Annotated in this window: 26 protein-coding genes; 21 read left to right on the top strand and 5 right to left on the bottom strand. The window is 55.7% G+C overall.

Annotation, left to right across the window (positions count from 1 at the left end; translation table 11 throughout):
- Nucleotides 1-2 precede the first annotated feature (2 nt).
- The 4 genes from ACHZBF_RS01985 to ACHZBF_RS01970 form a co-directional block, all read right to left on the bottom strand.
- Nucleotides 3-710 (bottom strand): Crp/Fnr family transcriptional regulator, encoded by a 708-nt coding sequence (locus ACHZBF_RS01985; RefSeq protein WP_029133939.1) that lies wholly within the window; start codon nucleotides 708-710, stop codon nucleotides 3-5.
- Nucleotides 711-901: 191 nt separating this feature from the next.
- Nucleotides 902-2,260, bottom strand: coding sequence for a hypothetical protein (locus ACHZBF_RS01980; RefSeq protein ID WP_321527504.1), 1,359 nt, complete (start codon nucleotides 2,258-2,260; stop codon nucleotides 902-904).
- 90 nt (nucleotides 2,261-2,350) lie between these two features.
- Complete coding sequence (locus ACHZBF_RS01975) at nucleotides 2,351-2,608, bottom strand: DUF2249 domain-containing protein (protein ID WP_029133940.1); 258 nt, start codon at nucleotides 2,606-2,608, stop codon at nucleotides 2,351-2,353.
- Nucleotides 2,609-2,701: 93 nt separating this feature from the next.
- Nucleotides 2,702-3,136 carry a hemerythrin domain-containing protein gene (locus ACHZBF_RS01970; protein WP_273441015.1) on the bottom strand — a complete coding sequence of 145 codons (435 nt, stop codon included), beginning with the start codon at nucleotides 3,134-3,136 and terminating at the stop codon, nucleotides 2,702-2,704.
- A 227-nt stretch (nucleotides 3,137-3,363) separates the two neighbouring features.
- Between ACHZBF_RS01970 and ACHZBF_RS01965 the strand changes: the two genes are divergently transcribed.
- From ACHZBF_RS01965 to ACHZBF_RS01895, 15 genes are all read left to right on the top strand, one after another.
- The gene (locus ACHZBF_RS01965) at nucleotides 3,364-3,810 is read left to right on the top strand and encodes a c-type cytochrome (RefSeq protein WP_029133258.1); all 447 of its coding nucleotides are present in this window, start codon (nucleotides 3,364-3,366) and stop codon (nucleotides 3,808-3,810) included.
- A 15-nt stretch (nucleotides 3,811-3,825) separates the two neighbouring features.
- Nucleotides 3,826-5,217 (top strand): cbb3-type cytochrome c oxidase subunit I, encoded by a 1,392-nt coding sequence (locus ACHZBF_RS01960; protein WP_029133259.1) that lies wholly within the window; start codon nucleotides 3,826-3,828, stop codon nucleotides 5,215-5,217.
- Between the two features lie 513 nt (nucleotides 5,218-5,730).
- Entirely contained in the window at nucleotides 5,731-7,359 is a 1,629-nt protein-coding gene (locus ACHZBF_RS01955) for a cytochrome D1 domain-containing protein (RefSeq protein WP_029134679.1), read from the top strand.
- A 108-nt stretch (nucleotides 7,360-7,467) separates the two neighbouring features.
- Nucleotides 7,468-10,296 (top strand): NapC/NirT family cytochrome c, encoded by a 2,829-nt coding sequence (locus tag ACHZBF_RS01950; RefSeq protein ID WP_321527503.1) that lies wholly within the window; start codon nucleotides 7,468-7,470, stop codon nucleotides 10,294-10,296.
- A gap of 387 nt (nucleotides 10,297-10,683) precedes the next feature.
- The gene (locus ACHZBF_RS01945; RefSeq protein ID WP_157606877.1) at nucleotides 10,684-11,034 is read left to right on the top strand and encodes a plastocyanin/azurin family copper-binding protein; all 351 of its coding nucleotides are present in this window, start codon (nucleotides 10,684-10,686) and stop codon (nucleotides 11,032-11,034) included.
- A gap of 259 nt (nucleotides 11,035-11,293) precedes the next feature.
- The gene (locus ACHZBF_RS01940; protein WP_029134676.1) at nucleotides 11,294-11,617 is read left to right on the top strand and encodes a c-type cytochrome; all 324 of its coding nucleotides are present in this window, start codon (nucleotides 11,294-11,296) and stop codon (nucleotides 11,615-11,617) included.
- Complete coding sequence (locus ACHZBF_RS01935) at nucleotides 11,614-12,792, top strand: cytochrome D1 domain-containing protein (protein ID WP_029134675.1); 1,179 nt, start codon at nucleotides 11,614-11,616, stop codon at nucleotides 12,790-12,792. The genes ACHZBF_RS01940 and ACHZBF_RS01935 overlap by 4 nt, the downstream gene beginning before the upstream one ends.
- A gap of 1 nt (nucleotide 12,793) precedes the next feature.
- Nucleotides 12,794-13,318 carry a winged helix-turn-helix transcriptional regulator gene (locus ACHZBF_RS01930; RefSeq protein ID WP_157606876.1) on the top strand — a complete coding sequence of 175 codons (525 nt, stop codon included), beginning with the start codon at nucleotides 12,794-12,796 and terminating at the stop codon, nucleotides 13,316-13,318.
- Nucleotides 13,309-13,785 (top strand): siroheme decarboxylase subunit beta, encoded by a 477-nt coding sequence (gene ahbB / locus ACHZBF_RS01925; RefSeq protein ID WP_029134673.1) that lies wholly within the window; start codon nucleotides 13,309-13,311, stop codon nucleotides 13,783-13,785. The genes ACHZBF_RS01930 and ahbB (ACHZBF_RS01925) overlap by 10 nt, the downstream gene beginning before the upstream one ends.
- The gene (locus tag ACHZBF_RS01920; RefSeq protein WP_245621787.1) at nucleotides 13,782-14,237 is read left to right on the top strand and encodes an Lrp/AsnC family transcriptional regulator; all 456 of its coding nucleotides are present in this window, start codon (nucleotides 13,782-13,784) and stop codon (nucleotides 14,235-14,237) included. The genes ahbB (ACHZBF_RS01925) and ACHZBF_RS01920 overlap by 4 nt, the downstream gene beginning before the upstream one ends.
- A 56-nt stretch (nucleotides 14,238-14,293) precedes the next feature.
- Nucleotides 14,294-14,797 (top strand): siroheme decarboxylase subunit beta, encoded by a 504-nt coding sequence (gene ahbB, locus ACHZBF_RS01915; protein WP_029134671.1) that lies wholly within the window; start codon nucleotides 14,294-14,296, stop codon nucleotides 14,795-14,797.
- Nucleotides 14,798-14,811: 14 nt separating this feature from the next.
- Entirely contained in the window at nucleotides 14,812-15,975 is a 1,164-nt protein-coding gene (nirJ, locus tag ACHZBF_RS01910) for a heme d1 biosynthesis radical SAM protein NirJ (protein WP_321527502.1), read from the top strand.
- Nucleotides 15,972-17,522, top strand: coding sequence for a cytochrome D1 domain-containing protein (locus tag ACHZBF_RS01905; protein WP_321527501.1), 1,551 nt, complete (start codon nucleotides 15,972-15,974; stop codon nucleotides 17,520-17,522). The genes nirJ and ACHZBF_RS01905 overlap by 4 nt, the downstream gene beginning before the upstream one ends.
- 18 nt (nucleotides 17,523-17,540) lie before the next feature.
- Nucleotides 17,541-17,735 carry a protein nirD gene (locus ACHZBF_RS01900; protein WP_037375993.1) on the top strand — a complete coding sequence of 65 codons (195 nt, stop codon included), beginning with the start codon at nucleotides 17,541-17,543 and terminating at the stop codon, nucleotides 17,733-17,735.
- Between the two features lie 42 nt (nucleotides 17,736-17,777).
- Nucleotides 17,778-18,317: a thermonuclease family protein gene (locus ACHZBF_RS01895; protein ID WP_321527500.1), complete on the top strand. Its 540-nt coding sequence runs from the start codon at nucleotides 17,778-17,780 to the stop codon at nucleotides 18,315-18,317.
- A 91-nt stretch (nucleotides 18,318-18,408) separates the two neighbouring features.
- On the opposite strand, the gene ACHZBF_RS01890 is transcribed toward ACHZBF_RS01895, so the two are convergent.
- Entirely contained in the window at nucleotides 18,409-19,200 is a 792-nt protein-coding gene (locus ACHZBF_RS01890) for a hypothetical protein (RefSeq protein ID WP_321527499.1), read from the bottom strand.
- 282 nt (nucleotides 19,201-19,482) lie between these two features.
- Between ACHZBF_RS01890 and ACHZBF_RS01885 the strand changes: the two genes are divergently transcribed.
- The 6 genes from ACHZBF_RS01885 (at nucleotide 19,483) to ACHZBF_RS01860 (ending at nucleotide 24,553) form a co-directional block, all read left to right on the top strand.
- Nucleotides 19,483-19,929: a c-type cytochrome gene (locus ACHZBF_RS01885; protein WP_029133258.1), complete on the top strand. Its 447-nt coding sequence runs from the start codon at nucleotides 19,483-19,485 to the stop codon at nucleotides 19,927-19,929.
- A 15-nt stretch (nucleotides 19,930-19,944) separates the two neighbouring features.
- A complete protein-coding gene (locus ACHZBF_RS01880) occupies nucleotides 19,945-21,336 on the top strand; it encodes a cbb3-type cytochrome c oxidase subunit I (protein WP_029133259.1) in 1,392 nt (463 codons plus the stop codon).
- Between the two features lie 447 nt (nucleotides 21,337-21,783).
- The gene (locus tag ACHZBF_RS01875) at nucleotides 21,784-22,398 is read left to right on the top strand and encodes a cytochrome c oxidase subunit 3 family protein (RefSeq protein WP_037375108.1); all 615 of its coding nucleotides are present in this window, start codon (nucleotides 21,784-21,786) and stop codon (nucleotides 22,396-22,398) included.
- An 8-nt stretch (nucleotides 22,399-22,406) separates the two neighbouring features.
- Nucleotides 22,407-22,682 (top strand): cytochrome C oxidase subunit IV family protein, encoded by a 276-nt coding sequence (locus ACHZBF_RS01870; RefSeq protein ID WP_029133261.1) that lies wholly within the window; start codon nucleotides 22,407-22,409, stop codon nucleotides 22,680-22,682.
- 27 nt (nucleotides 22,683-22,709) lie between these two features.
- Nucleotides 22,710-23,528, top strand: a complete 819-nt coding sequence (locus ACHZBF_RS01865) for a CbbQ/NirQ/NorQ/GpvN family protein (RefSeq protein ID WP_051302125.1) — start codon at nucleotides 22,710-22,712, stop codon at nucleotides 23,526-23,528.
- Nucleotides 23,529-23,533: 5 nt separating this feature from the next.
- Nucleotides 23,534-24,553 (top strand): 4Fe-4S binding protein, encoded by a 1,020-nt coding sequence (locus ACHZBF_RS01860; protein WP_321527498.1) that lies wholly within the window; start codon nucleotides 23,534-23,536, stop codon nucleotides 24,551-24,553.
- Nucleotide 24,554: the final 1 nt, after the last annotated feature.

Here is a 24,554-nt window from a genome sequence, read left to right as displayed (position 1 = left end):
AATCAACTCTCCGGGCTGATATGCTGCCCACAAATCCCAGATGACTCGGCATGTTTGCGCAAACCCTCCACATCGAGGATCTCGATATGCCCTCCCTTCACCTTTACCAGTCCCTGGCTGGTAAAGTTGCTCAGAATTCTTGAGAAGGTCTCCGGCTTGACCGACAGTCGGGACGCCAGTACGCCCTTTGGCGTCGCAAGATCAAAGGCAACCCTGACCTGCCCGTTGAACATGGATTTTCCGCAAAGATACCCGGCGACCCGACCGGTGGCACTCTGCAAGGTAAGATCGTCGATCTCTTTAATCATGCGACGCAACCGCATGCTCATATCACCCATGACCCTGAAACAGGTATCGGTTGATTCCCGAAGCAAATCCAGAAATCCCCGACTATCCACCGCCGTGAGCCGTACCTTGCCGATTGCGGAGGCACGAACGGGGTATGATGGCTTATCCGAGAACATAAGGGCCTCGGCAAAAGTGTACCCGGCCGTGACCACTTCAATCACCTTTTCGTTCCCATTCATTGAAAGTCGGGATAGTTTTATCTGCCCCTCCTGAACCAGAAAGAAGCGTTTTGCCTCATCGCCTGCCTCGAACAGGGCCTCATTATCCTGAAGCTGGATTTCACTACTCATTTTTCGCACACGCTCCAACTGACCCTCATCGAGTTGGGAAAAAAGGTAGGCTTCTCTCAGTTCAGACGGCATAGTCGCACCATGAAAAAATAATTTGCTTAACTTTCATGAAGTTAATATTTCAAGAATGCGTATTTTAGCGCAGAAAATACCTGATGAAAATCATAAAGAGTAAAGTCACGACTCAATACATCCGGTCAAAAATCCTGATCGGATGGTTAGTCTCCCTGACGAAGTGCCTTTAAGTATAGCGGTTACCGCAATTAATCGACATCACCATCAGGCACCCGGACACTTTCAGCGTAGGCCAGCAGTGCACGATTCGTCTCACGATAACGAAGCATTGCAACCAAAAGGTTTTTTAGCAGGAGGGCATTTGAAGCAAAGAAGAACAAACCGGCCAGGTGGGCGAACCAATCGGGACGAAGGGTAGCAAGCAGGGCCGTCAACAGCGCAAGCAAGAACAGACGGAACTGCAAGCGAGCCGCCTTGTCAGAGATAAACTCCTTCATGTTCGGCACCTTTACGGTCATACACATCAGGCCCATCTGCCTATTTTGCAGGTGAAACCAGGAGAGGAAGGGAACAATTTTATATAGCATCCCATTGATTACCGACACACCGACACCCAGGAGCAGGCTCACCCCGAGCAGCAGATTATAATGCGGGTTATAGCCAATGCCAGGTGAAAGGTTTCCCGCAACCCATACCAGTGCGCATACCGGCACAAACAGCATACCGGTACGCCAGAACATCATTGTTATATCCGGTATCCGGCGTTTTCGCTGCAACTGCAACCGCACCGTTACCACCGCATAAATCACAAAACCGGACAGCAGAAAAAACATCCAGATTCTGGGTACTATTTCATTCAGGGCACCAAATATTTCACCCAGCACCAAAGCGGTCCAGATCAACATACCAATGAACAGTGCCGGTGCCAGCAACCGACGCAGGCGGGATGGATATTCCGGGGTCACCTGAAACATCGGCACCACCTGATAAGAGATACCAATCAGTAATAATCCAATCCAACCGAAAATACCCCACCCAAGGTGTACATCCACCAAAGAGGCAATATCTCCGAAACCCATGGTACCCAGGATGCCACTACCCAGCAGCAACCCAAGCAGTAATGTGACCAGTAATGAGACAACGGCGAGGCGTATCGCTACAACAGTGGCACTCACACTTTTCACCCGCCACAGAGCAATCATCACAGCAACAAAGAACAGTATAATTCCGCCGCCCAGCATACCCAGCGCAACCGCGTCCCCAATAGCACTACCCGACAGGAATGCAAAAACCAACATGACCGTTCCCAGGGTAATCATCAGGTGACAGATCGATCCTACCGCGACCACCTTGGGAACAGGTGATCCGGCAAGTACCGGCAACATCTGCAGCAACGCACCGCACATCACCATGGCCAACATTCCCAGGGTCAGCATATGGGTAAGACCCAGGGTCATGGGTGACCAGCGGGTAAGAAACAGATCTGGTCCATTTATCAACAACATTCCCGCCGCAGCCAGACCAAACAGCGGAGCTGTCAGAAAAAATCTGAATGGAATCGAAATCGGCGGAGCCTGATCCAGGGAGAGATTTGCGGTATTGAGCATCTGTTAACCAAGCAGTCAGTGAATAGCCAAGTGATATAGTATCAAATGATACTATATCGCAAGGGAGCGCGTCGCAGTAACTATATATAACTACGAAGTGGCGGAATCCACATCAAGGGCCGCCGCGACATCATCCGTCTTCCAGATAAATATCTCATAACCTCCTGACGAATCATCCCGGCAGCGCCACAAAAAACCGCTTTTTTCCAGTAGCGGATAGAGCAGGTGGGGTTCACGCCGATGCAACACACGCAGATAGTCACCCGGATTCAACTGCTTTATCGCTTCCAGCGTTTGCTCTAGAGGCTCACAGGGCTCAAGCATGCTCACATCAAGTTGTATTTCCATTGCAACAACATGCTCCTGAAGTATGGTGACCACATTGACCGGACATCCTGTCCCTGCCAATGTCTGTATAGCTTATTCATGCTAGCATCGACGCTAAAGCATTTTCATCTCTTGCAGGGTTGCCTCCGCATCGGCGGCAAACACCTGATCCGTCATGGGATAAAGCATCTGCTCCTCTTTCATATTGTGCTGTTGCATCACCATCATCATGGTTTCAGATAGCCCCAGATAGCGCTCATCATCTTCATGAGCCACGGCCGCTTCCATATCCGCCATCAACTGGCGCATCTGAGAGTGCTCCATGCGCATCATCTGGGTCGGCCCCGCCGCCTGCCCCGTGCGTTGTTCAAAGCCCGGAAAGAGAACCCCCTCCTCCATGCTGAAATGGTTTTCGGTCGTATTGCGAAAGGCCTCAAACTTCTCACGCCCCTGTGCCCAGTCCCCCTGCGCAATCAACTCTTCGGCTTCGGCAAACAGTGCATCACAATGCCGATGATCGTTCGCCATGGTTTCGGTGATCGTTGTCATTTCTCGTGTCCTGATCCAAGTCATAATTAGATATTCAGAACGGTGAGTATCGGGAATTCACAACCACTCACACATTGATTTCAATCAATCCGGAGCAAATTCAAAATGTTACCGATCGTTAATATTCTATTGACTCAAATCAAGGAACTAATCGAAACATGCAGGCCTAATGCGGCCTGTACACCTTTCGCGTTACTTACGTACGGAAAAATAATGAGGGGATAACAATGGCCCAGGCCTTCACAAAAACTATGGCGCGGAACATCTTTTACGGTGGTTCTGCGTTTTTCTTCCTCCTTTTCCTGGCTCTGACCTTTGATTCAGTTGGCCAACTGCCCAATCGCGACAATCGTGCCGCACTTGAAGGGGCTGTCGGCGAACAGGTAGCCAAAGGCAAGATACTCTGGGAAGAGAATAACTGTATCGGCTGTCACACGCTGCTCGGTGAGGGTGCCTACTTCGCACCGGAACTGGGCAATGTCTACAAACGCTTCGGCAATTCCAAAGACGGCATCATCGGCTTTATCAAGAGCCGTCCTGCCAACGGCATTCCCGGTCGCCGCAGCATGCCTCAGTTCAACTTCTCCGATGACGAGCTCGACGCCATCGCGGAGTTCCTGAAGTATGTCTCCGAGATCAATGCCGCCAACTGGCCGCCAAACATTCAGGGTTAAGGGGGAGTTTTAACCATGACATATCAATCTCAATCGGTCGCCAAGCTGTACTTTACGGCTGCCATCGCCCTGTTTGCCGCGCAGATCCTGTTTGGTCTGATCATCGGCCTGCAGTATGTGATCGGGGACTTCCTGTTCCCCTATATCCCGTTCAACGTGGCCCGCATGGTCCACACCAACGCCCTGATCGTCTGGCTGCTGATGGCCTTTATGGGCGCCGCCTACTATCTGATCCCGGAAGAGGCCGAGACGGAGCTGTTCAGCCCCATGCTCGCCACTCTGATGTTCTGGGTCTTCCTGGTGGCCGCGGCCCTGACGGTCGCCGGCTACCTGCTGGTGCCCTACTCCACCCTGGCCGCGCTGACCGGTAACGAGTTGTTGCCCACCATGGGACGCGAGTTCCTGGAGCAGCCGACCATTACCAAGCTCGGTATCGTGGTGGTGGCCCTGGTCTTCCTGTTCAATATCGGCATGACCATCCTCAAGGGTCGCAAGACCGTGATCAACCTGGTGCTGCTGCTGGGTCTGGTCGGGCTCGCCGTGTTCTTCCTGTTCGCCTTCTACAATCCCGTCAACGTGGTGCTGGACAAGATGTTCTGGTGGTGGACGGTGCATCTGTGGGTAGAGGGTGTTTGGGAGCTGATCATGGCCTCCATCCTGGCCTTCGTGCTGATCAAGGTGACCGGCGTGGACCGGGAGGTGATCGAGAAGTGGCTCTATATCATTATCGCCATGGCCCTGATCACCGGTCTGATCGGTACCGGCCATCACTACTTCTGGATCGGTACCCCCGAGTACTGGCAGTGGTGGGGTTCGGTGTTCTCCGCCCTGGAGCCGATTCCGTTCTTCATGATGACGGTGTTTGCCTTCAACATGGTCAACAAGCGGCGCCGCAACCACCCCAACAAGGTCGCCACCTTGTGGGCACTGGGTACCGCAGTGATGGCATTCCTGGGTGCCGGCGTGTGGGGCTTCCTGCACACCCTCGCCCCGGTGAACTACTTCACCCACGGTTCCCAGATCACCGCGGCGCATGGTCACATGGCCTTCTACGGTGCCTACGTGATGATCAGCCTGACCATCATCTCCTATGCCATGCCGCTGCTGCGCGGTCGCTCCGCGGCCAACAGCAACAAGCAGCAGGTGCTGGAGATGTGGGCATTCTGGTTGATGACCGTGGCGATTGTCTTCATCACCCTGTTCCTTACCGGCGCCGGTATCCTGCAGGTCTACCTGCAGCGGGTGGCGGAGAATGCGCAGCCGTTCATGGCGGTGCAGGATCAGATCTCGCTCTTCTACTGGTTGCGTGAGGTGGCCGGCCTGATGTTCTTCACCGGTCTGGTGGTCTATATCGCCAGCTTCTTCATCGGCCAGGATGAGCCCGAGGCGGTTGTCGCCGACGCTTAACCAACATCCTCCGGAGGGGTTCCCCCTCCCCCCTTAAGGCCGGCTCCTGGAGCCGGCCTTATCTATTGAGGCCGCCCAAAAAGCCAACATCCCTCACCTGATTATCAAGTACCGGCAACAGGGACAAGCCATCATTAAAGTGGCTACGGATTGATGTTTTTATTGATCCAGATCAACAAGATCACTGATAGGAAATCAAACCAGAATAACAGCCAACCGCCTGCCCCAAATACTTCTCACCTCAAACGCACGAAGCATATAAGCCATTGTTTATATTGTTTTTTTATGCACATCAAGCAGAATCATGCAATAATCACCACGGCATAAATAGTCAGCCATACAATTATACCCAGAGCCTTGAACGTATGATTCGGCCGCAGTAAATACCGCTCTTTGACCAAGGTCAAAGAAGTTTCCAGCCGTATATATGATCGTAGCGACTCGGGAATATACCGCCGCGGACATCACTTCCGCGTTCACTCATATCAATAGCTATTGATGGGGATTTACTAGATGAAAAAAACCAACTTCAGCCTTTCTGCTCTCGGTATGGCCGTCGGCCTGGCTGCATCAGGCGTTGCCGTCAACGTCTCTGCAGCAGAACCCACTCTCTCCGAGGCGGACTTTGAGCAAGCAAAGACCACCTATTTCCAGCGTTGTGCGGGCTGTCACGGCACCCTACGTAAAGGTGCAACCGGTAAAAACCTGGAGCCGAAGAACACCCTGAAACTGGGACAAGAACGTCTTGAGAAGATCATCCAGTTCGGTACTGAGGGTGGCATGAACAACTTCGACGACATCATGTCGAAGGAAGAGATCAAGATGATGGCCACCTATATCCAGATGGAACCACCTGTTCCACCTGAGATGTCCCTGGCACTGATGAAAGAACGTCATCACGTCTTTGTTGAACCAAAGGATTACCCGACCAAACCGCTGCACGGCCGCAACTGGGAGAACTTCTTCCTGGTGATCGAGCGTGATGTCGGCAAGGTTGCTGTCATCGACGGCGACAAGAAAGAGGTGGTTGCCCATATCCCCACCGGCTATGCGGTACACGTACTGAAGGCCGCCGAGCATAGCAAAGTTCTGCATGCAGAGAACCCCGGCCGTTTCTGGTACACCCAGGGCCGTGACGGCAAGTTGACCAAGATCGACCTGTGGCAGACCCCGGACAAAATGAAGGTTGCCGAAGTACAGATCGCCTATGACGCCCGTGACGTCGCCGTCTCCGGTGATGGCAAGTACGTGGTTGGTGGCGGCTACTGGCCTCCACACTTCGTGATCGCCGATGCGGTGACCATGGAGCCGCTGAAGGTCGTTTCCGCCCGTGGCGTGAATGTTGACGGCGAATATGTCAACGAGTCTCGCGTGGCCGCTATCTACGATACCCCCAACCACCCCAGCTGGCTGGTCTCCATGAAGGAACTGGGCCAGATGTGGCAGGTTGACTACAGCGATATCGACAACCTGAAGATCACCAAGATGGATACCGCCAAGTTCCTGCATGACGGTTTCTTCGATCCCACCGGTCGTTATTTCCAGATCGCCGCCAACGCCTCAAACAAGATGGTAGTCGTCGATACCGACACCCAGAAACTGGAGGCATTGATCGATGTCGACAAACTTCCACATCCGGGTCCTGGCGCAAACTGGAACGATCCCAAGTGTGGACCGGTTGGCGGCACCACCCACCTGGGTGTAGGCAAGGTCACTGTCTGGGGTAATGATCCAGCCGGTCACAAGGACCAGGCCTGGAAGGTCTGCTATGAGGTAGAAACCGACGGTGCGGGTCTGTTCATTCGTACCCATCCGAAGAGCGACTACTTCTGGGCCGACCAGACCAAGCATCCGGAGCCTGAGGTTCAGCAATCCATCCAGGTCATCGACAAGAAGACCCGGGAGATTGTCAAGACCATTCGTCTGACCGACAAACCGGGCTATGCAGCGGTTCACATCGAGTTCAATAACGACGGTTCCGAAGTTTGGACTTCGGTATGGAATCGTAAGGACAGCAAGGAAGCCAATGGCGAGATCATCATCTTTGATGCCAAGACCCTCGAAGAGAAGGGACGCGTCAAAGGTCTGTTCGGACCGACCGGCAAGTTCAATGTCCACAACCGCGTGAATCACGTCACCTGATTGCGGATGTAGTATGAGCTAGTCCAAAAGCGGGTATGGAGCACTCTCCATACCCGCTTTTTTAATAAAAACTTCACTCTTCTCTTCTGTACCTGGAGAAACAAAAAGATGGCGGTTCAGGAATCAAAAAAACCGGGCTTGATGTCTCGCCGGATCATTCTAGGCACCACAGTAGCGGGCGCCTTACTCTTCTTTATAGTCGGCATCATATTCTGGGGCGGCTTCAATACCGCAATGGAAGCCACCAACAACCTCGATTTCTGTATCAGCTGTCATGAGATGGAGGAAAACGTCTACGAGGAGTATAAACCGACAATCCACTACTCCAACCGGACTGGCGTCCGGGCCACCTGCCCCGACTGCCACGTTCCTGATCCCTGGGTGCACAAGATGGTTCGCAAGATCCAGGCGAGCAACGAGGTCTACCACAAGATTATGGGAACGGTGAATACCCCGGAGAAGTTTGACCAGCAACGCCTGACCATGGCCAAGCGGGTCTGGAACACCATGAAGAAAACGGACTCACGTGAGTGCCGTAACTGCCATAACTTCGAATCAATGAACCCCGAATTTCAGCGTCCACGTGCACGAAACCAGCACATGAACGCCTTTGAAACCGGTCAGACCTGTATCGACTGTCATAAGGGAATTGCGCACAAACCGGTTCGCAACCTGTTGACCGATGAAGAACTTGAGAAACTCGAGGCGCCCAATCCAGACTTCATACGTCCGGTTCCTGAAATGTTTGCCGAGGGACTGAAGCGGGTCGAAGCCAAAGAAGCCGCCGCAGCTGAAGCTGAGAAGGCGGAAAAAGAGAAAGAACGCGAAGCAAAGCTGGCCGCAAAAAAAGCAGAGCAGGCGCGCATTGAGGCTGCCGTTGCTGCCGCCCTGGCCGGCCAGAGTGCAGGCGCCGCAGGCAAAACAGGCACCGCACCTGCAACCGGTGTAGGCATTGACTGGAGCGATGTGCCAGGACGCAAGATCACTCTGTTTTACCCCGGTGAAACCTCGATGGAATGGGTCATGACTGGTAAGGATCATGGTGGTGCGCGTCCATTCCTGAATGGGGGCGATCGCTGCATCACTTGCCATGATAAAGAGACCGCCGACATGGGTAAAAAGATGGTCACCGGTGAAAAGGCCGAGTCCACTCCCATCCCGGGCAAACGTGGCAGCATCCCGGTCAACATCCAGGCGGCTCATGATGGATCAAACCTTTTCCTGAGATTTGAGTGGGAGGATACCGAGCACGCTCCGGTTCCGTTCGTCGAGGGTGGCAAAATGGATCCCGCCAACCCAATGAAGCTGGCAATTATGCTGGGAACGGATGATGTGGAGTTCGCCGACCGGGCCGGTTGCTGGCAGACTTGTCACGAAGACGCCCGCACTATGCCCGACGCACCGGATGCAGACACCATGGCTTCAAATGATGTGGCGAAGACCCTGGACCTCAAAGCAGGCGTCACCAAGTACCTGAAAGAGAGCCGCAGCAGTATCGAAGTCCAAGGTAGGCGTGGCAAAAAACGCGGCGGCTGGGACAAGCTGAAGAGCAGCGATGAAGTAGCTGCGGCGCTGAAGGCCAACCAATTCATGGACCTGCTGCGCTACCAATCGGGAACAGAAACAACCGAGGATGGATATATCCTGGAGCAGCGCTATATGCAAGGCGGCCAGGGATTCCAGGCCAATGCCCGCAAAGAGGGCAATAACTGGGTGGTTGAGATGAAGCGGAAGCTGCAATCCGACCAGCCGGGAGACATCAGCATCGACGCCGACAAGCTGTATAACTTCGGTTTTGCCATCCACGACGACTACAGCAATGCCCGGTTCCACCATGTCAGCCTGGGCTACAAGCTCGGCCTGGACAACGAAGCAGCGGAAGTGAATGCCGTGAAGCGTGAGGCCAAGTCGGTGGCTGCCGCAGCACCGACCAAAGCCGCAGCAACATCCAGTAAGGCGGCCACGGGTTCAGCTATCGAGGTGGACTGGAGCAAGGCGGGCAGCCGCGACATCACCCTGTTTTACCCCGGTGAAACCTCGATGGAATGGGTCATGACTGGTAAGGACCACGGTGGTGCCCGTCCCTTCCTGAAGGGCGGTGACCGCTGTGTCACCTGTCATGACAAAGAGACCGCCGACATGGGCCAGAAAATGGTCAGCGGAGAAAAGGCCGAGACCAGCCCGATCCCGGGTAAACGCGGCAGTATCCCGGTAACCGTGGAATCAACCCACGATAGTGAAAACCTCTATTTGCGGTTTAGCTGGCCGGAAGGCGAGCATGCCCCGGTACCCTTCGCCGAGGGTGGAAAGATGGACCCGGAAAACCCGATGAAATTGGCGCTGATGCTTGCCACCGATGATGTGGAGTTTGCCGATCGGGCCGGCTGCTGGCAGACCTGTCATGAGGATGCCAACAGCATGCCGGACAGGCCGGAAGCTGACGCTATCGCCGCCAGCGATACCGCCAAGGTCCTTGATCTCAAAGCCGGTGTTACCAAATACCTGAAAGAGAGCCGCAGCAGTATCGAAGTCCAAGGCAGAAGGGGCAAGAAGCGGGGTGGCTGGGACAAGCTGAAGTCCGCCGATGAAATAAAGGCCGCTATGGATGCCCATCAGTTCATGGATATCCTGCGCTTCAAGTCGGGCAAGGGAGAGACCGAGGATGGCTATATCCTGGAACAGCGAATGATGACCGGTGGTCAGGGTTTCGAGGTCAATGCGGCACAGGAAGCCGGCAATTGGGTGGTCACCCTGAAGCGGAAACTGAAGTCAGACAAGGCGGGGGACATCAGCCTGGATACGGACAAGGTATATAACTTCGGCTTTGCCATTCATGACGACTTCAGCAACGCCCGTTTCCACCATGTCAGCCTCGGCTACAAGCTCGGATTCGACAACGACTCAGATGGCGTGGAGATCAACGCCATCAAACAGTAATTAACAATAAGCTATAAACGCAGCACCCTTGAACGCGTCACTCGCCAGAGTGGCGCGTTTTTTTGTCCAGGGATGGACTTATGCCGCGGAGGCCAAGGATGGCCGGGAGCGGCTTTGCCAGGGATGGACTTATGCCGCGGAGGCCACGACTCCAGGGATGGAGGAGGTAGAGCGAAGCACACCGCCAAGGATGGCGGTGGTAGACAACATCGGGAACCGGTTGTCGAGGAAGCCAGAGCCGAAGGATGGCCGGGAGCGGCTTTACCAAGTCCGGCGCGTACAACCGAAAAAAACATACGATACTTTTACGGTATCTGTCATTTTGTCCTAATATTCTTTAAGTGGAAGCGCCGATCCCGAAAATCAGCAAACATTTAGGACATGGTCATGTATTCCCAAAACAGTCGATGGATATCAAAAAGAAGCAACCTGATAACCGCCATATTACTTACAGCCAGCACAGGTGTTTATGCAGGCGGTAGCACACCGGCGGAAGTCGAGATTCAGGGTTTCAAGTTCATCCCTCAGGAAATCACTGTCAAGGTTGGTACTGCCATACGCTGGACCAACAGAGAGAAGCGGCAATACCACAGTGTCTGGTTTGAACAGGCGGGAGACCCCGAACCGGCCTATTTTTTCCCTGAAGAGACCTACGAGCGCTCTTTTGACAAGCCGGGGGTCTATTCTTACCATTGCGGCCCCCATCCAGAGATGACTGGCACCGTCACTGTCGAGTGACGGCAGATTATAGTCACGCCATGCTTGCCCCACCCCCCACGGGGATCCATATCTTGGGGAATAAAAAAACTACCTACCTAAGTCATTGAATTATCAACTGTTGACATTTGACGGAGGTCAATGCTCACCCGGCTCCACTCCTGCTACATTGCCAATCCAGTGATATGCCGTAGGGCCGATTTCCAGACTAAACAAAAACGGGCGGTTCGGGCGTTGAGACCATTGTCAGATTCGTTGCCAACAGACGCCGAGAGCCTTGATGACAAGAATTATCGTTGCCATTACCGCCATCCTACTTGCCGGAATAGGCTCTGTTGTTTCTGCTGAAGTCCCGCTCCAGCGCCAGACTGAACTGCTCCATCTGCTCAAACATGATTGTGGATCTTGCCATGGCATGCGCCTGGAGGGCGGGCTGGGACCGGCCCTTACCGCACAAAGGCTGGCACCCTACGGGATTGATTTCCTTGCCCTCACCATCATTCAGGGCCGACCGGGAACACCCATGCCACCCTGGCGTCCCTTTATTTCCGAACATGAAGCCCGCTGGCTGGCCCAACAACTCAAACAGGGTATCCGTCCATGAGATTAATCCGCTATCTGCTCTCGGCACTGCTACTCTATTCAGGCCAGGCGTCCGCTGATTGCCTGACCCGTGGTACGGGCGATATGGGCATCGTGATCGAGCGGGCGGACGGCAGTGTACAGGTACTCGATCGCCGGGCGCATAAATCCCTGTTCAGGATTGAAGGCCTGGGAGACCTCTCCCATGCATCAGCTGTCTATTCACCGGATGAGCGCTATGCCTATATCTTTGGCCGGGACGGTGGACTGACACGGATAGATATCCTGTGCGGCAGCATTACCCATCGTATTGTTCAGGGTGGCAACAGCATTGGCGGCGCCATCTCCCAGGACGGCAACCTGATTGCGGTATCCAATTACGAACCGGGTGGGGTAAAAATCTTCTCGGCCAGCGACCTTAGCCTGGTTGCCGACATTCCGTCCACACCGGTCAACAGCGAGAAGAGATCCAAGACCGTTGGTCTGGTTGACGCCACCGACCAGCGCTTTGTGTTCAGTCTCTACGACACCGGCGAAACCTGGATCGTGGACATGACCGACCCGGCCAACCCGGCCATCCAGAAGCACACGCAGATCGGCCAACTTCCCTACGATGGCCTGATCACCAGGGACGGCCGTTATTATATTGCCGGACTGTTTGGACAGGACGGCCTTGCCCTGCTGGATCTGTGGCATCCCGAACAGGGCACGCGACTGATTTTGAAAGACTACGGAAAAGGCGAACAGAAGCTGCCGGTCTATAAAATGCCGCACCTGGAAGGTTGGGCGATGGCCGGGAATCGCGCTTTCCTGCCGGGTGTTGGGCACCACCAGGTACTGGTGGTGGAGCGTGGCGAATGGAATCCAGTGACCAAGATCCCGGTTCACGGGCAACCGGTGTTCGTCATGGCGCGACCCGATGGCCGGCAGATCTGGGTCAATTTTGCCTTCCCCGACAATGACACCATCCAGGTGATTGATACCGAAAGCCTGCAGGTCATCAAGACGCTCAAACCGGGCAAGGGCGCCCTCCACATGGAGTTTGCCCCGCGCGGAGAGGAGGTGTGGATCTCCATCCGGGACAAGAATGAACTCCAGGTGTACGATACCCGCAGCCTGGAGTTGATCCACACACTGCCGGCGGCCAATCCCAGCGGTATCTTTTTCACTTCGCGTGCACATACCACAGGACTCTGAAATGGCAACTCCGGCACCGATCATCAAGCAGGCCATCACCCAGCCCCGGCGAGAGAACCGTACCAAGGACGCTATACCGTTGAACGATCTTGAGAAACGACTGCTGAACGAGTATCAAAAAGGGCTCCCCCTGTCGCCCACCCCCTATGCGGACATCGCACAGCGGCTGGGCACCAGTGAGGCCCTGGTACTGAAGATCCTTGATCGCCTCCAGCAGCTGGGCGTGATCAGTCGTGTCGGTCCGGTGTTCAAACCAAAACAGGTCGGCGCCAGCACCCTGGCGGCAATGGCGGTACCGGAGGCGCTACTGGAGGCGGTTGCCGACCAGATCAGCGCCTATCCGGAGGTCAATCACAACTACGAACGCGAGGACAGCTACAATCTCTGGTTTGTCGTCACCGCCCCAAATCAGCAGCGACTGGAGCAGGTACTGGACGAGATGGAACGGGAAACCGGCTACGATATCCTCTACCTGCCACTGGAAAAGCAGTTCCACATTGACCTGGGATTCCCGCTATGGTGCTGAACGAGCAGGATTACCGGCTGATCGCCGAAATTCAGGGCGGACTGCCGCTCACCAGCCACCCCTACGCCGAGATCGGTGAACGCATCGGACTCGATGAAAAAACCGTGATCCAGCGTATCGATGCGATGCTGGAAAGCGGCATTATCAAGCGCCTCGGCATTGTGGTCCGTCATCATGAACTGGGTTACACCGCCAACGCCATGGTGGTCTGGGATGTACCGGATGAACGACTGAATGAGGTGGGCGAGAAACTCGGCGCACTGGACTGCATCACGCTCTGTTATCAGCGCCCTCGCCGCCTGCCCGATTGGCCTTACAACCTGTTCTGCATGATCCACGGACAGGAGCGTGAAAAGGTACTTGCCTATATCGACCGGCTGGTCGGCAGCGAAGGACTGGCGGACATCCCCCATAAAGTGCTGTTCAGTGGCCGACGTTTCAAGCAGCGCGGAGCCCGCTATCAATGAACCGTGAGCTGGATAGTATCGACCGTGCCATCCTGAATCGCTATCAGGGCGGCTTCCCGATCTGTGAACGCCCCTACCAGGCAGCAGCGGAAATAATTGGTATCTCGGAGTCGGAGCTGATCCGACGGCTTGAGCGCATGCTGGAGCAGAAACAGCTCTCGCGTTTCGGCCCCATGTATCATGCCGAACGTCTGGGTGGAGGGCTGAGCCTCTGCGCCATGCGCATCCCGGAGGAGCAGTACGACCAGGTCACCGAGCAGGTCAATGCATTCCCCGAAGTAGCCCATAACTACGCTCGGGATCATGCCTTCAATATGTGGTTCGTGCTGGCCACGGAAACCCCCGAGCGGATCGGTTCCGTCCTGGAGGAGATCGAACGGCGCACCGGTTTCCGGGTCTACAATATGCCCAAGCTGCAGGAATTTTTTATCGGACTGAAGTTCGAAGTCTAGCGCTGCGGAACAGACCCATCCGCCCCGTTACACAGGCAATAGAGTGTTTGTTATTCATGACAGAAACACAATCAACCACGCTGGATGACCTGGATCGCCGAATCATCGTCGCCACCCAGTCTGGGCTGCCCCTGGTGCCGGAACCCTTTGCCGCGATCTCCACTCAGGTGGGTAGTACCAGCGAGGAGGTGATGCGGCGGTTCCAGCGCATGTTGGAGAACGGGATTATTCGTCGCATCGGCGCGGTGCCGAATCACTATACCCTCGGCTTCAAGGGCAACGGCATGACCGTCTGGGACATCCCGGACGACAAGATTGGCCACTACGGTAAGTTGATCGGCAATCTCGATTTTGTCAGCCACGCCTACCAGCGTCCCAGACACCAGCCGGAATGGAACTACAACCTGTTTGCCATGGTCCACGGCAAGGACCGGCAGGAGGTCGAACAGAAAGTGGAAAAGATCGCCGAGCTACTGGGCGATGACAACCGGGGACACGAGATTCTCTACAGCTCCCGCATCCTCAAAAAAACAGGCCTGCGCCTCGTTTCCGACAAATAGCTTCCAGGTACGCCATGTTTCGCATCACACAGTTCATGCAAGAGGTTCTTGATCCCAAACCCCTGGGACCCAAGCGTAACCCGCCCGGCCCGGTGGTGATCTGGAACCTGATCCGCCGCTGCAATCTCACTTGCAAGCATTGCTACGCCATCTCGGCCGACAAGGATTTTCCCAACGAACTGGACACCAATCAGGTGTTCGAAGTAATGGACAACCTGAAACAGTTTCGCGTGCCGGTACTGATTCTCTCCGGTGGCGAACCGCTGATGCGGCCGGATATTTTCGAGATTGCCCACCGTGCCAAGGCGATGGGGTTCTACACCGCCCTCTCAACCAACGGTACCCTGATCGACGAGGCGAATATCGACCGGATCGCCGAGGTCGGATTCGATTATCTGGGTATCAGCATCGACGGCATCGAACAGACCCATGACAAGTTCCGCCGCAAGGAGGGTTCCTACCAGGCATCGATGCATGGCCTGCGGCTCTGCCGTGACCGGGATATCAAGGTGGGCCTGCGTTTCACCATGACCCAGGACAACGCCCCCGAGTTGCCGCAACTGCTGGAGCTGATGGACCGGGAGCGAGTCGATAAATTCTACTTCTCCCATCTTAACTATGCCGGTCGCGGTAACAAGAACCGCGAGACCGACGTGTTCCTGCAGACCACCCGCTGGGCCATGGAGCTGCTGTTCGAACGTGCACTGGCCGATGTACAGGCGGGGAAGCACACCGAGTTCGTCACCGGTAACAACGATGCCGACGGGGTCTTTCTGCTGCACTGGGTAGCGCAGCACTATCCGCAACAAGCTGCCCACATACGCGCCAAACTGGCCCAGTGGGGCGGCAACAGCTCCGGGGTCAACATCTCCAACATCGACAACCAGGGCAATGTGCATCCCGACACCATGTGGTGGCACTACAATCTGGGCAACGTCAAGGAGCGGCCTTTCTCGGATATCTGGCAGGACACCTCCGATCCGATCATGGCGGGCCTGAAGGCCTCGCCCCGAAAAGTCGGCGGCCGCTGTGGTGAATGCGCCTATTTCGATATCTGTGGCGGCAACACCCGGGTACGCGCCCTTCAGCTCAGCAATGACGCCTGGGCCGAGGACCCTGCCTGTTACCTGACGGACGATGAGATCGGCATTACCCAACAGGCTCATGCTGAAAAATGAACCGTTTCTTCACCTCACTTATATCCCTGGTCCTGCTGGCCGCTGCCTCCGCACTGGTCATGGCCGACACCGAGGCACTCTATAAACAGCATTGCGCCGAATGTCACGGCGTTGACCGGCTGGGCATCATGGGCCCGGCCCTACTGCCGGAAAACCTGAAGCGGCTGCGCAAGCAGAACGCCTTTCAGGTCATCCAGAACGGCCGCGCCGCCACCCAGATGCCGGCCTTCAGGGAGAAGCTGCAGCCGGAGCAGATCCAGTCTTTGGTGGATCTGGTCTACACCCCGCTGGAGCAGGTGCCGGTCTGGGGCATGGCCCAAATCAAGGCGAGCCAACTGGTTTACCATCCACCAGGGTCTCTGCCGGACAAGCCACTGTTTGATGCCGATATCGACAACCTGTTCATGGTGGTGGAATTGGGCGATCATCACGCTACCCTGCTCAATGGCGACACTTTCGAGCCGATCCACCGCCTGCCCACCCGTTTCGCCCTGCACGGTGGCCCCAAATGGGCGGACGGCGGACGCTATATCTATTTCGCCTCCCGCGACGGCTGGATCAGCAAGTTCGATGTATTCAACCTGACCTATGTCGCCGAGGTACGCGCCGGCATCAACAGCCGTAACCTGGCAGTGTCCCATGACGGCCGCTATGTAATTGTCGCCAACTATCTACCCCACACCCTCACGGTACTGGACGCCCGCGACCTCTCGCCGATCAAGGTGATCGAGGCGAAGGATGAAAACGGCGTCAGCTCCCGGGTCAGCGCGGTGTACACGGCCGATCCCCGCAACAGCTTTGTGGCGGCCATGAAGGATATTCCGGAGGTGTGGGAAATCAGCTATCTGGACGAGCCGCCCGCCGGTTTCTCCGGCTGGGTGCACGATTACAACAAGGAGTCGGGCGACGCCCATAAGGAGCAGCCGTTTGCCGTGCGGCGCATTCGGGTCAAGGATTATCTGGACGATTTCTTCATGACCCAGGACTATGACCAGATCATCGGCAGCACCCGTAACGGTTCGGGTCAGGTGGTGGATCTGGATCTGAAACGGGCCGTGGCCAATGTGGCGCTACCCGGCATGCCCCACCTCAGCTCAGGGATCACCTGGGATTATCAGGGCCGCACCGTGCTTGCCACACCCAATATCAAGGAGGGTCAGGTGTCCATTATCGACACCAAAACCTGGCAAGTGGTCAAGCAGATCCAGACCGATGGCCCCGGCTTCTTTATGCGCAGCCATGAACAGAGCCCCTACGCCTGGGTGGATGTCTTTTTTGGCCCCAACAAAGACCGGATGCATGTCATCGACAAGCAGACTCTGGAGATCGTCAAGACCCTGAAACCGGCCCCCGGCAAGACCTCCGCCCATGTAGAATTCACCCGGGACGGCAAATATGCCCTGGTCAGCATCTGGGATGATGACGGCGCACTGGTGGTCTACGACGCCAACACCTTCAAAGAGATCAAACGCCTGCCGATGAAAAAACCATCCGGCAAATACAATGTGCACAACAAGCTGACCCGCTCGGCGGGCACCAGCCATTAGATCGGGAAAGATTTTCAGATGGGCGATACTCAGGTCAACTGTCTCTACTGCGGCAAGAAAATCGCCGGCGACGTGGCCGAGTGTCCCCACTGTGGCGCCGTATCCCACTTTCAGACCCGAGGCTATCGTTCAGGCGCCCGGCTGCGATTTGTCCTGTTCTGGATCGGCGTGGCGGCATTCTGCCTGTTCTTCGCCCTCTGGTTGCCCCGCTAGTCATCCAGCCATCCCTTAATCAACCACCAAGAAACATAAATCATGAAACAGCACATCCTGCTACTGGTCAGCCTGATCGCATTGAGTCCCATCGCCCTGAGCCAGGAGGGCACCCGCTACCCGCTGGTGGCAGTAGAGGATGGGGATACCATCACGATTCAGGTTGATGGAGAGATCAAGCGGTTACAGCTTGCCGGTATCGACGCACCGGAGGATCAGGTGAATCCGAAACTGACCAGGGACCTGGAGCGCACCGGCTTGTCAGCCGATACCCTGCTGGCACTGGGCAACGCAGCAACAGCACACCTCAAACAGCTGATTTTGCCGGGTGACGAGGTGGAAGTAGCGGGAGATCTGGCAGCGAGCGACAGATATGGCCGGATACCGGTCTTTGTCTATAAGGATAAACACTCCCTGAATGCGGCGATGGTGACGGACGGCTACGCCATCGTGCTGCAGCAATCATCCATTGCCCAGGAGATCAAGGCCGAGCTATCCGCACTACAGCTAAGAGCACAAAGTGAAAAGCGCGGACTCTGGGGTTCTCATGATTCTGAAACCTTCAGCTGGAGCGGCCTGTAAGCCAGACCAACCCCTCGGCCACCAATTGTCGTGTATTTCGGATAGCGGATGGGCCAAGCTTTTTCACCATCCTCTATCCAACAAAACCAGCTCAGGGCAGCAGTGTCTCGCGGATATCATAGGGCGACCGATGCACCGCATGGCAGCGGGCACAGGCGTAGACCGCCGCGCCGCCCAGTGAACGTCCCGCCAGCTTTTTATCGCCCTGTTTCAATCCCCGCTCCAGATCTTCCAGCGCATCGCGGGTGAGCTTTCCCAGGAAACGTTCCCGTGGCGCCGGATCATTGTGACAGGCTGAACAACCCTCACCCAGGTCATCCAGTCTGCGCCGCAGTTGTTCCAGTGACGCAAGAGCCTGCTGTTCTCGGCTGTCGTCCGTGGCAATCTTGATCCGGTTGATCAGGGACGACAGCTCTTCCATCACATCTGCAAAACTGTCCGCCGATCCGTCGGTCGGTTTTTTTATCATGATATTGCTGAAATCAGGGGTCCGGTAGAGGATCGCCGTCACCGCCCGATATTCACGATGGCAGGATTTACAGCCTTGACCGATCTTGCGCAACGCCAGTTCAACACCCTCGCCATCACCCGTCTCTGCCGCCGACCGCAAACGTTCAAGCCAGTGATACTCCAGCTCATCCTTCCACTCGGGAACCATCTCGGCGATTTTCAGGTAATTGCCAGTAAAGCGTTCGGCCCATTTTTGGGTAAGCGCCTGCTCGCCCGCTGCCGCATATTCAGTGACCGCCTGCATCTCACGCCGTAGACTGAACATGGTGTGGAGCCAGACCTGACGATCGTTTTGCGGTTTGTACCACTGGGCAATACTGGCCGGCGGTAGCAGCAAATACTTCTCGGCGGCGACGCCGCTGCCTGTGATCATTAAAAACCCTACGGCTATCAACCAGAAACTGCTCTTTTGTCCCATCATCTGCCTACCCGGATACTATCCACAATGGATACTTACTATACCCTAAACATCTATGTATAAGTTTTCCGGGCCAATCCTGCACCTGCCGGATTTAGCGAAATATCCCTTCTGTTTAAACGGATTAGTTTACAAAAATAGTCGGATATTTGCCCTACTTGATTAAGGTCAATGCCCCACCTAACCGCTTTGTCTTTTAATCTGCCTGCTTATTCGCACCGCATAGGAGTTACCCTAATGGCCCAGGCCTTCACAAAAACTATGGCGCGGAACATCTTTTACGGTGGTTCTGCGTTTTTCTTCCTCCTTTTCCTGGCTCTGACCTTTGATTCAGTTGGCCAACTGCCCAATCGCGACAATCGTGCCGCACTTGAAGGGGCTGTCGGCGAACAGGTAGCCAAAGGCAAGATACTCTGGGAAGAGAATAACTGTATCGGCTGTCACACGCTGCTCGGTGAGGGTGCCTACTTCGCACCGGAACTGGGCAATGTCTACAAACGCTTCGGCAATTCCAAAGACGGCATCATCGGCTTTATCAAGAGCCGTCCTGCCAACGGCATTCCCGGTCGCCGCAGCATGCCTCAGTTCAACTTCTCCGATGACGAGCTCGACGCCATCGCGGAGTTCCTGAAGTATGTCTCCGAGATCAATGCCGCCAACTGGCCGCCAAACATTCAGGGTTAAGGGGGAGTTTTAACCATGACATATCAATCTCAATCGGTCGCCAAGCTGTACTTTACGGCTGCCATCGCCCTGTTTGCCGCGCAGATCCTGTTTGGTCTGATCATCGGCCTGCAGTATGTGATCGGGGACTTCCTGTTCCCCTATATCCCGTTCAACGTGGCCCGCATGGTCCACACCAACGCCCTGATCGTCTGGCTGCTGATGGCCTTTATGGGCGCCGCCTACTATCTGATCCCGGAAGAGGCCGAGACGGAGCTGTTCAGCCCCATGCTCGCCACCCTGATGTTCTGGGTCTTCCTGGTGGCCGCGGCCCTGACGGTTGCCGGCTACCTGCTGGTGCCCTACTCCACCCTGGCCGCGCTGACCGGTAACGAGTTGTTGCCCACCATGGGCCGCGAGTTCCTGGAGCAGCCGACCATTACCAAGCTCGGTATCGTGGTGGTGGCCCTGGTCTTCCTGTTCAATATCGGCATGACCATCCTCAAGGGTCGCAAGACCGTGATCAACCTGGTGCTGCTGCTGGGGCTGGTCGGGCTCGCCGTGTTCTTCCTGTTCGCCTTCTACAATCCCGTCAACGTGGTGCTGGACAAGATGTTCTGGTGGTGGACGGTGCATCTGTGGGTAGAGGGTGTTTGGGAGCTGATCATGGCCTCCATCCTGGCCTTCGTGCTGATCAAGGTGACCGGCGTGGACCGGGAGGTGATCGAGAAGTGGCTCTATATCATTATCGCCATGGCCCTGATCACCGGTCTGATCGGTACCGGCCATCACTACTTCTGGATCGGTACCCCCGAGTACTGGCAGTGGTGGGGTTCGGTGTTCTCCGCCCTGGAGCCGATTCCGTTCTTCATGATGACGGTGTTTGCCTTCAACATGGTCAACAAGCGGCGCCGCAACCACCCCAACAAGGTCGCCACCTTGTGGGCGCTGGGTACCGCAGTGATGGCATTCCTGGGTGCCGGCGTGTGGGGCTTCCTGCACACCCTCGCCCCGGTGAACTACTTCACCCACGGTTCCCAGATCACCGCGGCGCATGGTCACATGGCCTTCTACGGTGCCTACGTGATGATCAGCCTGACCATCATCTCCTATGCCATGCCGCTGCTGCGCGGTCGCTCCGCGGCCAACAGCAACAAGCAGCAGGTGCTGGAGATGTGGGCATTCTGGTTGATGACCGTGGCGATTGTCTTCATCACCCTGTTCCTTACCGGCGCCGGTATCCTGCAGGTCTACCTGCAGCGGGTGGCGGAGAATGCGCAGCCGTTCATGGCGGTGCAGGATCAGATCTCGCTCTTCTACTGGTTGCGTGAGGTGGCCGGCCTGATGTTCTTCACCGGCCTAGTGGTCTATATCGCCAGCTTCTTCATCGGCCAGGATGAGCCCGAGGCGGTTGTCGCCGACGCTTAACCAACATCCTCCGGAGGGGTTCCCCCTCCCCCCTTAAGGCCGGCTCATGGAGCCGGCCTTTTTTTTGTCCAGGGATGGAGAAGGTAGAGCGAAGCAGGAGCCTGGGCCGAGTGATGGCCGAGAGCGGATTTGTCCAGGGATGGATTTATACCGCGAGGGGTGGTGTCGCATTGCTTTTGGCAACGGTTTCTCAGCGTAAATCATGCATACTGACTGGACACCATCGCTTACTTGAGTAAAATAGTCGGATATTTTTTATCTTATTTAACATTTGTCAATTCGCCCCCCACTATCTTTCTGGTAACTTAATCGACGAATCGTATTAACTACCTGATTTAAAAGGTCTATTGAATATTTATTCAAACGATTGACAAATTACCCGCCGCTCCCGGCCAGCCTTGGCCTTCGCGGCATCAGTCCATCCCTGGACACAATGGAGCTTAACTGATGACACAGGCAGTAGATGCACTCGATCCTGATCAAGGAACATTCGATCCTGATCAGGCAAATCGCTATCCTCCCGGGGATCTGGCGATCTGGATATTCATCCTCGCCGAGCTTTTGGTATTCGCGGTCTTTTTTGGCGCGTATGCCTTCACCCGAATGGACAATGTCGAGCTGTTCAACGAATTCCAGCTTCACCTGGATCGCCAGGCAGCCTTGATCAATACCCTCGCCTTGATTACCAGCTCCTATTTTGTGGTGCGCGCGGTCTCGGCAATCAAGCAAAACCACAGCGCAGCCTGTACCCGCTGGCTGATTGCCGCGATGGGCATGGGAGCGGTCTTCCTTGCCGTCAAGACCGGTGAGTACAGTCACCATATAGAACAGGGCATCAATCTCAGCACCAACACCTTCTATATGTTTTACCTGTCTCTCACGTTCTTCCATTACATGCACGTGATCATGGGAATGGTGATACTCGCCGCAGTCGCTATCAAGGCAAAGAAAGGCGGCTACACCGCACAGGAGCATACCGGCGTCGAGACCGGCGCCTCCTACTGGCACATGGTGGACCTGGTGTGGCTGATCCTGTTTCCACTCGTTTACGTAATGCGCTGAGGTGATCCATGAGTAATAAACCTTTTCTCGGCATACTCCCCAGTACCTGGGTATACGGAATCCTGATTGCGTTGACCTTCGTTACCTACTCGATCGGTGAAGAGGGATTGGGCGGTCTTGAATTGTCCCTGCTAGTGCTTGGCATCGCCATAATCAAGGGCCACTTGGTGGGCGCCTATTTCATGGGCCTGGGCAAACTGCGTGGACCGTGGCGCTGGCCTGTGTCAGTCTGGCTGATTATCCCGGGCGGACTGATCGCCACGGCCTTTATTTTCTCCAACTGAACATTCATTGATAACGGAACTAACGGCATGAGCAACGCGCCCCAGACCGCGGAACAGACCGTGGCACTCGACACCCCCTTCTACAAGCCACAGGGTAATGAGGTTGAGCTGTTCCAGCACGCCTACAAACACCAGCTGCCGATGCTGATCAAGGGTCCGACCGGTTGCGGCAAAACCCGTTTTATCAACTACATGGCCGCCCGTCTGGGGAGGCCGGTATACACCGTCGCCTGCCATGACGACCTGACAGCCGCCGATCTGGTGGGCCGGCACCTGATCGGTGACAGCGGCACTTATTGGAGCGATGGTCCCCTGACCCGGGCCGTCCGGGAAGGCGCCATCTGTTATCTGGACGAGGTGGTTGAAGCACGTAAGGACACCACGGTGGTGTTGCATCCGTTGACCGATGACCGGCGCATCCTGCCAATCGAACGTACTGGCGAGACCCTGCATGCCCCCCCTGAGTTCATGCTGGTAGTCTCCTACAACCCGGGATATCAGAACCTGCTCAAGGGCATGAAGCCAAGTACCCGGCAGCGCTTTGTTGCGGCACGCTTCGATTTTCCCAACGCCGAACTGGAGCAGGAGGTAATTATTGGCGAGACGGGGATCGATGCCATGATGGCCAGGCGGCTGGTCAACCTGGCCAACAGTCTGCGCGCCCTCAAGGACCATGACCTGGAAGAGGCCGCATCAACCCGTCTGCTGGTCTATACCGCAACACTTATTCTTGGTGGCTACGATCCCGTTGAGGCCTGTCGGGCGGCCATGGTGGAACCATTGACCGATGACGAAGAAACCACCCGGGCATTGATGGAAGTAGTCGATATCGCTTTCGGGAACTGATTGTTATGGATCTGGTCAAGAGTGCAACCAAGCAGCAAAAGAACCGGCTCTGGTTTCAGGCCGGATTCTTCACCCTGTTTGTGCTGGCCCCACCCCTGGATCTGTTCCGCTTTGACCTGACCCAGAACCATTTCTTCTTTCTGGGCCAACATTGGACATTGGGTCTGGACGCCTTCATCGCAGGCGAAATTGGCCCCGGACAAGCGGCCTTTAATCTGATCTTCCGTGGCTTCTTACCCATCGCCATGGTTGGCGGCGGCCTGATCTGGGCGGCCTGGCGCTTTGGCAGGCTCTATTGCGGCTGGCTCTGCCCCCACTTTTCGGTAGTCGAGACGATCAATAAACTGATGTATCGCGCCAGTGGCAAGCCGAGCATCTGGGAGAAGAATCCGTTACCGGAACTGCAACCCAACGGCTCGGTACAAAAACCGGACAGGCGCTTCTGGCCGGTAACGGTGCTGGCGGCACTGTTTTTCGCCTTTCTCTGGGCGTTGTCACTGCTGACTTATCTGTTGCCGCCATTTGAGATCTATCACAACCTGATCACCGCCTCCCTGACGCCCAATCAGATGCGCTTCCTCGGCATTGGCACGCTGCTACTGTTCATTGAGTTCATGTTTGCCCGCCACCTGTTCTGTCGTTTCGGCTGCGCGGTGGGCCTGTTCCAAAGCCTGGCCTGGATGGCCAACGACAAGGGCATGGTAGTGGGCTTTGACCGCAAGCGGGCCAACCTCTGTTCCGATTGTAATAACGCCTGTGACAACGCCTGTCCCATGCGGCTGAAGCCGCGCTCGATCAAGCGAAAAATGTTCACCTGCACCGAATGTGCCCAGTGCATATCGGCCTGCAACCAGGTGCAGGCACAGCAGACACGCCCCGGGCTGCTCAAATGGGTGGCCGATCTGGAAGCACTGCCGGTGGTCACGGGACGCGAGGCCAGTGGCAAAAAAGCATCACCGCCCACATCGATACCAGACAAACCACAGCACCAGGCCGATATTACAACAGGGTTCCAGGAACAGTAGG

This window comes from Sedimenticola selenatireducens, assembly GCF_963675335.2.
GTDB lineage: Bacteria > Pseudomonadota > Gammaproteobacteria > Chromatiales > Chromatiaceae > Sedimenticola > Sedimenticola selenatireducens.
The sequence above is the reverse complement of the archived record's forward strand: the minus strand, read 5'-3'. Positions and strand labels throughout refer to the sequence as shown.